Annotated in this window: 1 protein-coding gene; it reads left to right on the top strand. The window is 74.0% G+C overall.

Features of this window, described 5'->3' with window-relative positions; all coding sequences use genetic code 11:
• The first annotated feature begins 6 nt into the window (after positions 1–6).
• Positions 7–16,884: a non-ribosomal peptide synthase/polyketide synthase gene (locus ACRAS8_RS08805; RefSeq protein WP_438485388.1), complete on the top strand. Its 16,878-nt coding sequence runs from the start codon at positions 7–9 to the stop codon at positions 16,882–16,884.
• Positions 16,885–17,033 lie beyond the last annotated feature (149 nt).

Genomic DNA, 17,033 nt, shown 5'->3' with positions numbered 1-17,033 from the left:
GGCGCGGTGATTACCGAGATCTTCGCGGAGTGGGTGGCGCGGGCGCCTGAGGCGCTTGCCATGGTGTGCGGCGGCGAGCGGGTGACGTACGCGGAGTTGGACGCCCGGGCCAACCGGCTCGCGCATGCCCTGCTGGACCGGGGCATCGGTGCCGGCGACCGGGTGGGCGTGTGCCTGCCGCGCGGCACGGAACCGGTGGTCGCCCTGCTCGGCGTGCTCAAGGCGGGCGCCGCCGCCGTGCCGCTCGACCCCGACTACCCGCGTGAGCGCCTGGAGTTCATGCTCCAGGACGCGGGCGTCTCCGCCGTGCTGACCGACCCCACGACCGAGCCGCTGATGCGCCGGGCGGGCGCACCCGCCCTCGTCGCGACGGCCGATGCCCTCGACCGCCCGGCCACCGCTCCGGCGGTCCCCGTGTTTCCGCAGAGCCCCGCCTATGTCTTCTACACCTCCGGTTCCACCGGCCGCCCCAAGGGAGTTGTCCTTCCGCACGAAGGCTTCCTGCGTGTGGTGCGGGACCCGAATTTCTCCGTCACGTCCGCCGATGTCGTCTCGCAGCTGAGCACGCTGTCGTTCGACGCGGGCGCGCTGGAGATCTGGAACGCGCTGCTGAACGGCGCGGCTCTGGCGGTGTCCGTGGAGCGGATGCTGTCGGTGGACGAGCTGGGTGCTTTCGTGCGTGCTCATGGTGTGAGCGTGCTGTGGCTGACCGCGGGCTTGTTCCACGAGGTCGTGGACGCGGACGTCCATGTCTTCGACGGTGTGCGGGTGGTGATGTCGGGTGGTGACGCGCTGTCGCCGCGGCACTGCCGGAAGGTGCTGGACGAGGTCCCGGAGGTCCGGCTCGTCAACGTCTACGGGCCGACCGAGGTCTCCATCAGCGCGTCCTCGCAGGTGATCGACGGTCCGGTGTTGTTGGGCGGTCCGGCTCCGGACACGCGCCTGTGGGTGCTGGACGGTCGGTTGAAGCCGGTGGGGGCCGGTGTCGAGGGTGAGTTGTATGTGTCGGGTGTCGGTCTGGCGCATGGGTATGGCGGTCGTGCGGGGTTGACGGCGGGGCGTTTTGTGGCGGCGCCGGATGGTTCCGGTGAGCGGATGTACCGCACGGGTGATGTGGTGCGGTGGGCGTCGGAGGGTGTGCTGGAGTTCGTCGGGCGTGCCGACGACCAGGTGAAGGTCCGTGGTTTTCGTGTCGAGTTGGGTGAGGTCGAGGAGGCGCTGGCCGCGCACCCGGACGTCTCGCGGGCCGTCGCCGTGGTCCGCACGGACGCGCGCGGCACCAAGCGGCTCGTCGCGTACGCCGTGGCGGGCCCGACGGCCGACGACGCGGCCCTGCGTGAATTCCTCGCCAACTCCCTGCCCGCGTACATGGTCCCGTCCGTGTGCGTGATCGTGGACGTGCTGCCGTTGACGGCGAACGGGAAGGTGGACCGGCGGGCGCTGCCGGAGCCGGATCTGTCGCGGCTGAGCGACGCGGAGTACGTCGCGCCGCGCACCCCGGCGGAGCAGGCCGTTGTCGCGGTTTTCGCCGAAGTGCTGGGTGTGGAGCAGGTCGGTGTTCACGATGACTTCTTCCGGATGGGTGGTGATTCCATCCGTGCGGTGCAGGCGGTGTCGCGTCTGCGGCGTGCGGGGCTGGAGATCCCGGTCCGGGAGCTGTTCGACCATCCCACCGCCGAAACCCTCGCCGCCCTCTGCCAGGACTCCGCACCGGCGGGACCGGCGCCCGTCCCCGCCGCCACCCGTGGCGGAGCGCTCCCGCTCTCGTTCGCGCAGGCCCGTATGTGGTTCGCCGCCGAGGTCGACCCGGACGGCACGGAGCACAACACCGGTGGCGCTGTCCGTATCCAGGGCCCGCTGGACGTGCCCGCTCTGGAGGCCGCGCTGGGGGCCCTCGTCGTCCGGCACGAGTCGCTGCGTACGACCTTCGACACCGTCGACGGCCAGGGCGTCCAGATCATCCGCCCGGCCGCCCCCGTCACCCTGCCGTTCCGCGAAGCCACCGCCGAGGAGGCGGCGGCCGTCCTGCGGACCGAGCTGGAGACGCCCTTCGACCTGCGGACCGGGCCGCTGCTGCGTCCCACCCTGCTGCGCACCGCCCCGGACGAGCACCTGCTCGTCCTGTCGATGCACCACATCGTCACCGACGGCTGGTCCGTGAACGTGCTGGCCCGCGAGCTCGCCGCGCTCTACGCCGGTGAGCCCCTGCCCGAACTCCCCGTCCAGTACGCCGACTACGCGGTCTGGCAGCGCGAGACTCTCACCTCCGAGGCGCTGGACGAGAACCTGGCGTACTGGCGCACCCAGCTGGCCGGCGCGCCGGTGCTCGACCTGCCCGCCGACCGCCCGCGCCCCGCCGTCCGCACCCGCGCGGGCAGCACCCACGACGTGGACCTGCCCGCGGAGCTCTTCGACCGCCTGGCCGAGGTCTGCCGCGCCCGGGGCGCCACCCTCTTCATGGGGCTGACCGCGGCCGTCCAGCTGACGCTGGCCCGCGCCACCGGCCAGCGGGACGTCGTCCTCGGCACCGCCACCATCGGCCGCGACCGCCCCGAACTCGAGGACGTGCTCGGCTTCTTCGTCAACACCCTGGCCCTGCGGACCCGCGTCGACGAGTCCGCGACCGGCACCGAACTCCTCGCGGCCGTGCGGGAGACGGTTCTGGACGCCTTCGCCCACGCCGAGGTGCCCTTCGACCGCGTCGTGGACGCCGTCGTCACCGAACGCGACCCGAGCCGTACCCCGCTCGTCCAGGCCATGATGGTGCTCCAGACACGCCCCTGGCAGGCGGACGACGTGCGCGGCCTGCGCGTCGAGGCCGCCGATCTGCCGCGCCAGGACGCGCAGTTCGAGCTGACGCTGGAGTTCTGGGAGCGGGCCGACGGCATGCGGCTCTCCCTGAACTACAACACCGACCTGTTCGACGCCGCCACCATCCACCGCATGGCCGGTCACCTGGAAGAGGTCATCGCCGCCCTCGCCGGTGCTCCGGAGCTGCCGCTGTCCCGCATCCCCCGGCTCGCCGGGCCCGAACGGGCCCTGGTGCTGGAGGACTGGGCACGGGGCGCCGACACCCCGGCCGCGGCCGTGCTCACCGACGTGTTCGCCGCGCAGGCCGCCCGCGCGCCCGAAGCCGTCGCACTGATCCGCGGCGACGAGCACACCACCTACGGTGAACTGGACGCCCGCACGGACCGGCTCGCGCACGCCCTGCGCGCGCAGGGCGTCCGACCCGAGACCCGGGTGGGCGTGTGCCTGCCGCGCGGCACCGAGCCGATCGTGGCACTGCTGGCCGTGCTCAAGGCGGGCGGTGTCTTCGTACCGCTCGACACGAACTACCCGGCCGAGCGCCTCGCGTACATGGTGCGCGACGCCGGCGTCGAACTGCTGCTGGCGGACGCCGCGACCGCCGACGCCATCCCCGGCACCGACGTCCCCGTGACGCTCCTGGCAGACCTCGACGCGTTCGCCGCCGCTCGCTTCGCGCACGTGCAGGGCGCGCCACAGGTGGCACTGACCCCGCAGAACGGCGCGTACGTCTTCTACACCTCCGGCTCCACCGGCCGCCCCAAGGGCATCGTGCTGCCGCACGCCGGCGTCCTGCGGGTGGTCCGCGACCCGCGCCTGGGCACCACGGCGGCCGACGTGGTCGGCCAGCTCGCGACGCTGTCCTTCGACGCGAGCGCGCTGGAGATCTGGAGCGCCCTCGCCAACGGCGCCGCCCTCGCGGTCTCCACCGCCCGGGTACTGAGCGTCGAAGAACTCGGCGCGCTGCTGCACGGCCAGGGCGTGACCGTCGCCTGGCTGACCGCCGGCCTCTTCCACGAGGTCGTCGACACCGACGTGACCGTGCTCGCCGGACTCCGGCTGCTGATGGCGGGCGGTGACGCGCTCGCACCGCACCACTGCCGCACCGTGCTCGAACGGCTGCCGCAGGTCCGGCTGCTCAACGGCTACGGCCCCACCGAGACCACCGTCTTCGCCGCCGTCCACCCCGTCGAGGCCACGACCGTGGGCGCATCCGTGCCGATCGGCGCGCCACTCGGCCGCACCGGCGCGTACGTCCTGGACGACTGGCTGCGCCCGGTCCCGGCCGGGGTGCCCGGCGAGCTCTACGTCACGGGCGACGGCGTGGCACGCGGCTATGCCGGCCGGCCCGGCCTGACGGCGGAGCGCTTCGTCGCCTCGCCGTTCGGAGGTCCGGGTGAACGCATGTATCGCACGGGCGATGTGGTGCGGTGGCTGCCGGACGGGCAGTTGGAGTTCGTGGGCCGTGCCGACCATCAGGTGAAGGTGCGGGGTTTCCGTATCGAGATCGGTGAGATCGAGGCGGCGCTGGCGGCGCATCCGGACGTGGTGCAGGCCGTGGTGACGGTGCGTGAGGTGCGGCCGGGTGTGAAGCGGCTGGTCGGCTATGTGGTCGGCGACCAGGTCGAGCACGTCGGTCTGCGGGAGTTCGTGGCGAAGTCGCTGCCGGACTACATGGTTCCCGCGGCGTTCGTGGTGGTGGGCACGTTCCCGCTGACCGCGAACGGCAAGGTCGACCGGCGAGCGCTGCCCGAGCCGGACCTGAACACGGCCACGGCCAAGGACCACGTCGTCCCCCGGACCCGGGCCGAGCGGATCGTCGCCGAGGTCTGGGGCGATGTCCTGGGTGTCGAGCGGGTGGGAGTGCGGGACAACTTCTTTGAGCTGGGCGGTGATTCGATTCTGAGTATTCAGGTCGTGTCGCGGTTGCGGCGTGCGGGTCTTGTGGTGTCGCCGCAGGATGTGCTGGTGCGGCAGACGGTGGCGGGTGTGGCTGCTGCGGCGCGTGCGGCTGGTGCGGTGGAGGCGGGGCCGGTGGTGACGGGTCCGGTGGTGTTGTCTCCGGTTCAGGAGTGGTTTGTTCGGACGCATCCGGTGGCGCCGGATCACTTCGGTATGTCGATGCGGGTGGAGATCGCCGGGGGTGTGGACCGGGACGTGCTGTCTCGGGCTGTGTCGGTGGTGTTGTCGCATCACGAGGGCCTGTGGGTGCGGTTCGAGGAGACGGCTGAGGGCTGGCGGCAGTGCGCCGGTGAGTCGGGCACGGTCGTGGTGGAGCGTGCGGCGGATGTCGGCGGTGTGGTGCAGGAGGGTTTCCGGCTGGAGGGTGGCCCGTTGGTGCGGGTGGTGCTTTCCGAGGACGAGCTGCTGATCGCTGTGCATCACATGGTGGTGGACGGTGTCTCGTGGCGGATTCTGCTGGAGGACATCGCTGTTGCCTATCGCCAGATGGCCGCGGGTGAAGAAGTGGTCCTGGACGGGACGACGCTGTCCTTCCCGGCGTGGACCGCGAAGTTGGCCGCGCACGACTTCTCCGACCAAGTGCCGTACTGGAGCGAGGTTGTGGAGGGCACAGGCCCGCTCTTCGACGATGGCACCTCCACCGTCGCCGACACGGCGATCGAGACCGTCTCCCTGACCGCGGAGGAGACCGAGGCGCTGCTCCAGCAGGTGCCGGCCGTCTTCCGTACCCAGGTCAACGACGTCCTTCTCGCCGCGCTCGGCAGGGCGTTGGGGGAGTGGTCCGGCCGTGACCGCGTGGTCGTGGACCTGGAGGGTCACGGCCGTGAGGAGGCCGTGATCGGTGCGGATGTGTCGCGTACGGTCGGCTGGTTCACGTCGATCTACCCGGTGGCGCTCGGTGCGAGTGCGGACTGGCGTGAGCAGATCCGTGCGACGAAGGAGATGCTGCGGGCCGTGCCGGACCGGGGTATCGGTTTCGGTGCGCTGCGGTATCTGCACGGTGCCGAACTCGCCGACCCCGCGCAGGTCAGCTTCAACTACCTCGGCCGTTACGGTGCCGAGGGCGACCCGGACGTGTTCGCCGGGATGCTGCCCGTCAGCGGCGACCACGCCCCCGCCGAACGCCGCCCGCACGTGTGGGACGTCGTCAGCCGGGTCGAGGACGGGCGGCTGCGCATTGACCTCTACCACCCGGCGGCCGGGTCCGGCCAGGCCCGGGAGTTCGCCGGGCGCTACCGTGACGCGCTGCGCGCGGCGGTGGCGTACTGCCTGGCCGAGGGCACGGGCGGCCGGACCCCGTCCGACTTCCCGCTCGTCTCCTGGGACCAGGCCACCGTCGACCGTGTCGTCGGCACCGGCGAGCACATCGCCGACGTCCACCCGCTGTCGCCCATGCAGCACGGACTGCTCTTCCATTCCCTGGAGGACTCCTCCGGCACGGCCTACGTCGAGCAGATGTCCTTCGTGCTCGAAGGCGTGGCCGACGTCGACCGCCTCGCCGCCGCCTGGCAGGAGGCCGTCAACGCCTCCGACGCGCTGCGGGTGTCCGTCGTGTGGGACCAGGCCGACGAACCGGCCGCCCTGGTCCACGAGCGCGTCGTGATCCCCGTCCACACCGAGGACTGGACCTCCCTCGACGCCGACGCCCGCGCCGCCCGCCTCGCCGAGCGCAAGCACAGCGACTTCCACGGCATCCGGCTCGACAGTGCCCCGCTGACGCGGCTGTCCCTCGCCACGCTCGGCGACGCCCGCGTCCAGCTCGTGTGGACCTTCCACCACCTCCTCCTGGACGGCTGGAGCACGCCGCAGCTGCTGGACGACGTCTTCGCCCGCTACGCCGGCGGCACCCCGCAGGTCCGTGCCCCCTACCGGGACTACCTGGCCTGGCTGGCCGCCCGCGACACCGAGGCCGACCGCGCCCACTGGCGCGCCGTCCTGGCCGGCTACGACACCGCCCTCACCCTGCCCGCCGCGCCCGACGCCGACGCGTCCGCCGAGGGCACGCGGCACCTCGACGTCGCGCTGCCGGGGACGCTGTCCACGGAGGTCGGCGCGTTCGCGCGGCGTCACCGGCTGACCGTCAACGCTGTCGTCCAGGGCGCCTGGGCGCTGCTGCTGTCCGCGCACTCCGGCCGGAACGACATCGTCTTCGGCGCCACCACCTCCGGTCGCCCGGCGGACCTCGCCGACGCCGACTCCGTCATCGGCCTGTTCATCAACACCGTTCCCGTGCGCACGGTCCTCGACCCGGCCGCGTCGGTGGTGGAGTGGCTCCAGCGGCTCCAGGCCGAGCAGTGGGAGTCCCGCGCCCACGAGTACCTGTCGCTGCCCGAACTCACGGCGCTCGCCGGCCTCCCCGCCGGGACCCGCCTCTTCGAGAGCGTCCTGGTCTTCGAGAACTACCCGGTGGCCGACGACCTCGCCGCGCGCCACGGCCTGACCGTCACCGAGGCGGACGCGGTCGTCCAGGGCGGCGACTACCCGCTCTCGCTGACGGCCTTCACCGGCCGCCAGCTCGTCGGCGGCACCGACCCGGGCGTCTCCCTGCGGCTCTCCTACGACCCCCGGGTGTTCGGGGACACCGCCGCCGGGCGCCTCGCCGACCGGCTCGCCGCCCTGCTCCGCGGCCTGCTCGACGAGCCCGTCCTGGCCCGGATCCCGCTGCTCACCCCGGCGGAACGGGACAGGTTCGCCGCCCCGGAGACCACCGCGGAGACGGGCCCGGACGGGGAGGCGGTGACCCTGCCGTCCCTCTTCGAGGCTCAGGCCGCCCGCCGCCCCGGCGCGCCCGCCGTCGTCTGCGACGGCACCGAGCTGTCGTACGGCGAACTGGACGCGCGCGCCAATGGACTGGCCCACCGCCTCGCCGCCACCGGCGCCGGCCCCGAGACCGTGGTCGGCATCAGCCTGCCGCGCGGCGTGGACTGGCTGGTGGCGCTGCTCGCGGTCGCCAAGACCGGTGCCGCCTGCCTGCCGCTCGACCCGGCCCACCCCGCCGACCGGCTCGCCTTCATGGCCGCCGACGCCGGCGCCCGGCTGGTCCTCGGCGACTCCGGCACCGCCCCCGAGCTGAACCCGGTGGACGTCACGGCACTCGGCGCCGGAACCGCCCCCCACCCCCCGGCCCGCCCCGACCACGCCGACGCGGCCGCCTACCTGATCTACACCTCCGGCTCCACCGGACGCCCCAAGGGCGTCACCGTCCCCCACCGCGGCCTGCGGAACCTGGGCACCGCCCACACCCGCGCCCTGCAGCTCGACGGCGACGCGCGCGTCCTGCAGAGCGTCTCGCCGGGCTTCGACGTCGCCATGGGCGACCTGGTCAACGCGTGGACCGCGGGTGCGGCCCTCGTCCTCGCCGGGCCCGGCCAGAGTGTCGGCGAGCCCCTCGCCCAGCTCCTGGACGAGCAGCGCATCACCCACGCGATGCTCCCGCTCGCCGCTCTCTCCACCCTGCCCGACGTGCCGCTGCCGCACCTGCGGTCCCTGGTCTCCGGCGGCGAGGCGATGCCTGCCGAGATCCCCGCCCGTTGGGCCCCCGGCCGGATCCTCGTCAACGCCTACGGGCCGACCGAGACCACCGTCGCGGCCACCCTCAGCGACCCGCTCGCCCCGGGCACCGCCACGCCGCCGATCGGCCGGCCCGTCGACGGCGCCCGCGCGTTCGTCCTGGACGGCTGGCTGCGCCCGGTGCCCGACGGCACCGCGGGCGAGCTCTACCTCGCCGGGTCCGGCGTCGCCCGCGGCTACGCGGGCCGCCCCGGCCTGACCGCGGGCGCCTTCGTGGCCTGCCCGTTCACCGGCGGCCGCATGTACCGCACCGGCGACCTCGTACGCCGCCGCGGCGACGGCCAGCTGGAGTTCCTCGGCCGCACCGACCACCAGGTCAAGGTGCGCGGCCACCGCATCGAGCCCGGTGAGGTGGAGGCCGCGCTGACCCGGCACCCCGCCGTGTCCCAGGCCGTCGCCGTGGTCCGCGAGGACCAGCCCGGCACCCGGCGCCTCGTCGGCTACGCCATGGCCGAGGGCGTGACCCCGGCCGAACTGCGCGAGTACGCCGGCCGCTCGCTGCCCGAGTACATGGTCCCGGCGGTCTGCGTGGTCCTCGACGCCTTCCCGCTCAACGCCAACGGCAAGGTCGACCGCAAGGCCCTGCCCGCCCCCGACCTGTCCACCCTCGTCCGGGAGTACATCGCCCCCGAGACCGACGCCGAGCGGGCCGTGGCGGCCGCCTTCGCGGAGGTCCTCGGCGCCGGACGGATCGGCACGGCCGACGACTTCTTCGCGCTCGGCGGCGACTCGCTGCTCAGCATCCAGGTCGTCTCACGGCTGCGCCGGGCCGGCTACCCGGCCGCCGTCCGCACCCTGTTCGACCACCCCACCGTCGCCGGCCTGGCCGCGCGGCTCCAGGCGGACCGGCCCGTCCACGGCGCGGTCGGCGCGCCGGAGGCCGCCGCCCCGCTCGTCCCGGCCCGCCGCGACGGCGGCCCGCTGCCCCTGTCGTACGCCCAGCGCCGGCTGTGGTTCGCGGCCGAACTCGACCCGGAGAGCACCGAGTACAACTCCGGCGGCGCCCTGCGGCTCACCGGCCCGCTGGACCTCCCGGCACTGCGCCGGGCCCTGGACGCCCTCGTCGCCCGGCACGAGCCGCTCCGCACGACCTTCGCCGAGACCGACGGCGAGGCTGTCCAGCTCGTCCGCCCGGCCACTCCCGTCCACCTGCCGGTCGAGGACTGCGCGCCCGCCGACGTCTCCGCGCGGATCCGTGCCGCGCTCGGCGGCGTCTTCGACCTGCGCACCGGGCCGCTGCTGCGCGCCACCCTCCTCCGGGTCGGCGCGGAGGAGCACGTCCTGGTCCTCGCGATGCACCACCTGATCACCGACGGCTGGTCGATGGGCGTCGTCGTCCGCGAGCTCGGCCGGCTCTACCAGGGCGCCGAACTGCCCCCGCTCGCCCTCCAGTACGCCGACTACGCCGTCTGGCAGCGCGACCGGCTCACCCCCGAGGCGCTCGCCGCGGGCCTGGAGCACTGGCGTGCGCGGCTGGCCGGCGCACCGGTGCTGGAACTGCCCACCGACCGGCCCCGGCCGGCCCGCCGCACCTGGGACGGCGCCCTCGCCGAGGTCGACATCCCGGCCGACGTCGTGGACCGCTTCACCGAGATGTGCCGGGCCCGCGGAGTGACCCTGTTCATGGGGCTCGTCGCCGCCGTGCAGCTGGTCCTGTCCCGCTACAGCGGCCAGCAGGACGTGGTCGTCGGCACCGTCACCTCCGGCCGCGACCGGGCCGAACTGGAGGGCCTGATCGGCTTCTTCGTCAACACCGTCGCCCTGCGCACGCGTGTCGACGAGCAGGACAGCGTCTCCGGCCTGCTGGCCGGCGTGCGTGAGACCGTGCTGGACGCCTTCGCCCACGACGAGATCCCCTTCGACCGGGTCGTCGATGCCGTGGTCACCGAGCGCGACCCCAGCCGCAGCCCCCTCGTCCAGGCCCTGGTCAGCATGGAGACCACGCCCGCGCCCGTCTCCGGGGCCGGACTGACCTGGCGGGACCAGCCCTTCGACGTCGACACCGCGCAGTTCGAGCTCGCCGTGGACTTCGCCGCCCGCGAGGACGGGCTGGCCGCCGCGATCAACTACAACACCTCGCTGTTCGACGAGGCCACCGTCCGGCGCCTGGGCGCCCACCTGACGACCGTGCTCGCCGGGATGGCGGGCCCGGACAAGCGGCTCGCGGACGTCCGCATGCTCACCGCCGAGGAGGAGCACACCCTCGTCCACGGCTGGAACGACACCGCCCAGGACGTCCCGGAGCCGCTGCTGCCGGAGCTCTTCGCGGTCCAGGCCGCCCGGACCCCCGACGCGGTCGCCCTGGTCCACGGCGCGGAGCGGACGACCTTCGCCGAACTCGACCGGGCCGCGGGCCGGCTCGCCCACCGTCTGCGCGAGCGGGGCGCGGGCCCCGACACCGTCGTCGGCATCTGCGCCGAACGCGGCACGGACGTCGTCGTCGCCCTGCTCGGCATCCTCCGGGCCGGCGCGGCCTGCCTGCCCATCGACCCCGCCTACCCGGCGGACCGCGTGCGGCACATGCTCGGCGACTCCGGCGCGGCGACCGTCCTGGTCCAGGAGCACCTGGCCGACCGGTTCGCCGACTACGACGGCACGTTGCTCACCCTGGAGCGCGGCGCCGACGGCGACCCGGAGGCCCCGGCCGTACCGCAGGTCACCGCCGACCACCTGGCCTACGTCATCTACACCTCCGGCTCCACCGGCCTGCCCAAGGGCACGCTCATCCGGCACGGCGCGTTCCGCAACCTCTTCGCCCACCACCGCCGCCGCATGTTCGAACCCGCCTCCCGGGGCCGCCAGATGCGGATGGCCCAGACCGCGTCGATCTCCTTCGACGCCTCCTGCGTCGCCCTCCTCTGGCTGGTCGGCGGGCACCAGCTGCACGCCGTCGACCACGACACCCACATCGACCTGCGCGCCTTCCGCAGCTACCTGCGCGACGCGCGGGTCGACGTCATCGACGAGGCACCCACGTACCTGCGGGAGCTCATCGCCGACGGCATGCTGACCGACGAGGTCCACGTGCCGAGCGTGATCGTGTTCGGCGGCGAGGCCGTCGACGGCCGCATCTGGGACATCCTGCGGGCCCACCCCGAGGTCACCGCGTACAACTTCTACGGGCCCACCGAATGCACCTGCGACTCCCTGACCTGGACCGTCCAGGGCAGCGAACGCCCCCTGATCGGGCGCCCGGTCGGCAACGCGCGCGCCTTCGTCCTGGACGCGCGGCTGCGCCCCGTCCCCGCCGGGGTCGTCGGCGAGCTGTACATCGAGGGCGCGGGCCTGGCCCGCGGCTACCTCGGCAAGCCGGGCCTGACCGCGGGCCGCTTCGTGGCCTGCCCGTTCACCGGCGGCCGCATGTACCGCTCGGGTGACCTGGTCCGCTGGACCCGCGAGGGCACCGTCGAGTTCCTCGGCCGCCGCGACGACCAGGTCAAGGTACGCGGCTTCCGCATCGAGCTCGGCGAGATCGAGACCGTGCTGTCCCGCCACCCCGCCGTCGCCCAGGCCGTCGTGGTGGCCCGCGAGGACCGGCCCGGCGTCAAGCGCCTGGTGGCCTACATCGTGCGCGACGGAGCCGCGGCCGACCCGGCCGAACTGCGCGCCTACGCCGCCGACGCGCTCCCGGACTACATGGTCCCGGCGGCCTGGCTGCTGCTGGACGCCTTCCCGCTCAACCAGAGCGGCAAGGTCGACCGCAAGTCCCTGCCCGCCCCGGACCCGGCGGCCCTCGCGACCGCCTACACCGCGCCGCGCACACCGGCCGAGGAGGCCGTCGCCGCCGCGTGGGCCGACGTGCTCGGACTGGAACGCGTCGGCGCCCACGACGACTTCTTCGACCTCGGCGGCGATTCGATCCTCAGCACCCGGGCCGTCTCCCGGCTGCGGGCGGCGGGGTACGACGTCAGCGTCCGCGACCTGTTCAACGCGCCGACCGTCGCCGGGCTCGCCGCCCTGGTGGCCGCCTCCGCCGAACCGGGCGACCGGATCACCCCGGCCGCCCGCGACGCGGCGCTGCCCCTGTCGTACGCCCAGGCCCGTATGTGGTTCGCGGCCGAACTCGACCCGGAGAGCACCGAGTACAACTCCGGGATGGCGCTGCGCCTGTCCGGACCGCTGGACCTCGGGGCGCTGCGCGGGGCGCTGGACGCCCTGGTGGCCCGCCACGAGTCGCTGCGCACGACCTTCGACACCGTCGACGGACAGGGCGTCCAGATCGTCCGTCCGGCCGTCGCCGTGCCGCTGCCGGTGCGCGAAGCCGGGCCGGTCTCGTCGGACTCCCCGGACTCCCCGGCGGAGGACGCGGAGACCCTGATCCGGTCCCTGTTCGCCGAGCCCTTCGACCTGCGCACCGGGCCCCTGCTGCGTCCCACCCTGATCCGCGTCGGCGAGGACGAGCACGTGCTCGTCCTGTCGATGCACCACATCGTCACCGACGGCTGGTCCCTCGGCGTGGTGCAGCGTGAGCTGGGTGAGCTGTACGCGGGCCGTGCGCCGGCGGAACTTCCCGTCCAGTACGCGGATTACGCGGTGTGGCAGCGGGAGACGCTGACGGCGCAGGCGCTGGAGGACGGTCTGGAGTACTGGCGGGCTCAGCTCGCGGACGCCCCGGTGCTGGAGCTGCCCACGGACCGGCCGCGTCCGGCCGAGCGCACCACGCGGGGTGCGAGCTACCGGACGGTGGTCCCGGCGGAGCTGGTGGCGCGGTTCACGGAGGTCTGTCAGGCGCAGGGCGCCACGCTGTTCATGGGGCTGACGGCGGCCGCGCAGCTGCTGCTGTCCCGTTACAGCGGCCAGCAGGACGTGGTCCTCGGCACCGTGACCTCGGGCCGGGACCGGGCCGAACTGGAGGACCTGGTCGGCTTCTTCGTCAACACCCTGGCGCTGCGCACGCGGATCGACGAGCGCGAGAACGTGCACGGGCTGCTGGCCGCGGTGCGCGGCACGGTCCTGGACGCCTTCGCCCACGCCGAGGTGCCCTTCGACCGCGTCGTCGACGCCGTCGTCACCGAACGCGACCCCAGCCGCAGCCCGCTCGTCCAGGCGGTCATCAGCTTCGACAGCCAGGCCGACGGCCCCGGCACCCCGGAGGCCGCCGACGCGACCGCGCTGCGCTGGTCGGAGCACCCGCTCACGACGCGGACCTCGCAGTTCGACCTCACCTTCGACTTCGGCGCCGGTGGCGCCGGCGGCGAGCTCCAGGCCCATCTCGTCTACAACACCGACCTGTTCGACGAGACCACCATCCGCCGCATGGCGGGCCACCTGCTCACCGTCCTGACGGCGTTCGCCGACGACCCGGCCCGGGTCCTGTCCGACCTGGAGCTGCTCTCCGCCGACGAGCGGCGCGCGCTGCTCCACGACGGCAACGCCACCGGCTCCGACGTGGCACCGCTGTCGCTGCCCGCCCTCTTCGAGCGGCGCCGGGCCGAACGGCCCGACGCGCCGGCCGTCGTCACCGACACCGCCACCTGGACCCACGCGGAGATCGACGACCGCGCCACGGCCCTGGCCCGGCGGCTGCGGGCCGAGGGTGCCGGCGCCGAGACCGTCGTCGGGGTGTGCCTGCCGCGCGGGGCCGACTGGCTCGCCGCCCTGCTCGCCGTGGTGAAGGCGGGCGGCGTCTACCTCCCGCTCGACCCCGACTACCCCGCCGACCGGCGGGCGTTCATGCTCGCCGACTCGGGCGCCCGGCTCGTGCTCACCGACGCGGAGCACGCGCGGCTGCTCGACGGCACCGGGGTGCGCGTGCTGACGACCGGTGAGGAGCCGACGCCCGACCACGCTTCCCGCCCTGCGTCCGACCCCGGCCACGGCACGGACCTGCGCGGACCCGTTTCCCCGGACTCCGGCGCGTACCTGATCTACACCTCCGGGTCGACCGGCGTCCCCAAGGGCGTCCTCGTCGCCCACCGCGGCCTGGCAGCCTTCGCCGCCACCCAGGCGGACCGCTTCGGGCTCACCCCTGACTCCCGGGTCCTCCAGGCGGCGTCGGCCAACTTCGACGCCTCCGTGATGGAGATCCTCATGGCCTGGTCCGTGGGCGCGGCCCTGGTGCTGCCCGCCCCGGGACGGGTCCTGGGCGAGGAACTGGCCGAGGTGCTCACCCGGCAGCGGGTCACCCACGCCATGATCCCGCCGGCCGCGCTGGCCGGCGTCGGCAGCGCGGAACTCCCGGACCTCACCACTCTGGTGGTGGGCGGCGAGGCATGTCCGCCCGAGCTGGTCGGCCGCTGGGCACCGGGCCGGGCCATGCACAACGCCTACGGACCCACCGAGATCACCATCTCCGCGACCATCAGCGAGCGCCTCGTGCCGGGCACCGTACCGCCCATCGGCCGCCCGAACCTGGACACCCGGGTCCATGTCCTGGACACCTGGCTGCGTCCGGTGCCGGAGGGCGTCCCCGGCGAGCTCTACGTTGCCGGCGCCGGTGTGGCCCGCGGCTACCTGGGCCGCCCCGGGCTGACCGCGAGCCGTTTCGTGCCCTCGCCGTTCACCGGGGAGCGGATGTACCGCACCGGCGACGTGGTCCGCCGACTGCCCGGCGGACAGCTGGAGTTCGTGGGCCGCGCCGACGACCAGGTCAAGATCCGCGGCTTCCGCATCGAGCCCGGCGAGATCGAGAGCGTCCTCGCCGCCCATCCGGGCGTGCGCCAGGCCGTCGTCCAGGTCCGCGAGGACCAGCCCGGCGTCAAGCGCCTGGTGGCCTACGTCGTCCCGGACGCTTCCGGCACCGCCCCCGCCGGCACGGCCCCCGGCTCCGAGGAACTGCGCGAGCACACCGCCCGTTCGCTCCCGGACTACATGGTCCCGGCGGCCTGGGTGACGTTGGAGGCGATCCCGCTCACCGCCAACGGCAAGCTCGACCGGCGGGCCCTGCCGGCCCCGGACCTGTCGACACCCGGCGAGACCCGGACGGCGCCGCGCACCGCGACCGAGCGCGCGCTCGCCGAGGTGTGGCAGGCGGTACTCGGCATTGAGGAAGTCGGCGTCGAGGACAACTTCTTCGAGCTCGGCGGCGACTCCATCCTCAGCATCCAGGTGGTGGCCCGCGCCCGCGCGGCCGGGCTGACGGTCTCCACGAGGGACCTGTTCACCGCGCCCACGGTGGCCGGACTGGCCGCGCTCGCCGTTCGGGCGGACGGCGCCGAGGACGACCCCGACGCCGGCCGGGTCACCGGAGAGGTGCCCCTGAGCCCGGTCCAGCGCTGGTTCCTGGACGGGGAACGGGACGCGTACGGACGGTTCACCATGTCCGTCTACGCCGAACTGGCCGAACGGCCCGACCGCGACGCCCTCCGGGCGGCCGTGGCGGCCCTGTACGAGCACCACGACGGACTGCGCAGCCGCTTCACCCGCGAAGGCGGCTGCTGGCGGCAGACCGTCGTCGCGCGGGAGGACGGCGACTGGTTCACCTGGCACGACCTGGCCGGGGAGGACACGGCGGCCCGAGAGGCGGCCATCGAGCGGATCCTCGCCGAGACGCACGCCGGCCTGGACATCGGCAGCGGCCCGCTGCTGCGCGCGCTCGTCCTCGACCAGGGCCCGGACCTGCCGGTCCGGCTCGCCCTCGTGGCTCACCACCTGGTGCTCGACGTCGTCTCCTGGGGCGTGCTGCTCTCCGACCTGGCCCGCGCGTACGAGCGGACCGCGGCGGGCGAGCGCCCCGGACTCGGCGCCCGCACCACCTCGTTCCAGGAGTGGTCCGGCACGCTCACCGCCCTGGCGGAGGCCGGCCGCTTCGACGAGGAGATCACGTACTGGCAGGAGGCCGAGCGGGTACCGCGGCTGCCGGGATCCGGCTCCGCGGCCAACACCGCGGACTCCGAGGAGACCGTCTCCGTACGGCTGGACGAACGGACCACGGCGGCACTCCTCCAGACGGTGCCGGGGCGCCATCGGGCCCGCGCCAACGAGGTGCTGCTCGCCGCCCTCGGCCGGGCGCTGGCCGAATGGACCGGCCAGGACCGGGTGGCGGTGGCCCTGGAGGGCCACGGCCGTGAGGAGGAGGTGGCCGACGGCGTCGACCTGTCCCGTACGGTCGGCTGGTTCACCACCGTCTTCCCCTTCGCCTGGGACGCGCCCGGGCAGGGGGACTGGCGGTCCGCGGTGACGGCGGTCAAGCGCCGCCTGCGCGCGGTCCCGCACAAGGGCCTGGGCTACGGCGTCCTGCGTCACCTGCGCGAGGACTCCCCGCTCACCGGTCCGCTGCCCGATGTGAGCTTCAACTACGTCGGCCGGTCAGACGGGTTCGAGCCGGGGCTCTACACGCGCCTGCTGGACGACCCGTCCGCCACCCAGGGCGGCGCGGGCACCCGTGCCCACCTGCTGGACATCGTGTGCGGGGTGCAGGGCGAGCGGCTTACGGTCGGGGTGTCGTACTCGGCGGCGGTGCACGACCGCGCCGACGTCGAGCGGCTCACGGACCGGCTGGCCGGACTGCTGCGCGACCTCGCGGGCACCGGCGAGCCGATACCGGAAGCCGACGCCGGGCCGCTGTCGCGGGGAACCCGCACCGGCACGCCGTCGCAGGAATGAGAAAAGCCCCGGCCCGCAGGCGCTCACGGGGGACAAGCGCAATGCGGGCCGGGGAGCCTTTTGTCCGCCGGGAAGAGGGCTACGCGGGGAAATGGTGGGGGCATTGGTTCCGGCCCCCCACTCCATGGTGGAGCTGGCTCCACTTTCGG

This window comes from Streptomyces sp. S186 (genome assembly GCF_051603415.1).
In the GTDB taxonomy this organism is placed as follows: Bacteria; Actinomycetota; Actinomycetes; order Streptomycetales; family Streptomycetaceae; genus Streptomyces.
Note: the sequence above shows the minus strand (reverse complement) of the source record. Positions and strands in the feature narration are given on the sequence as shown.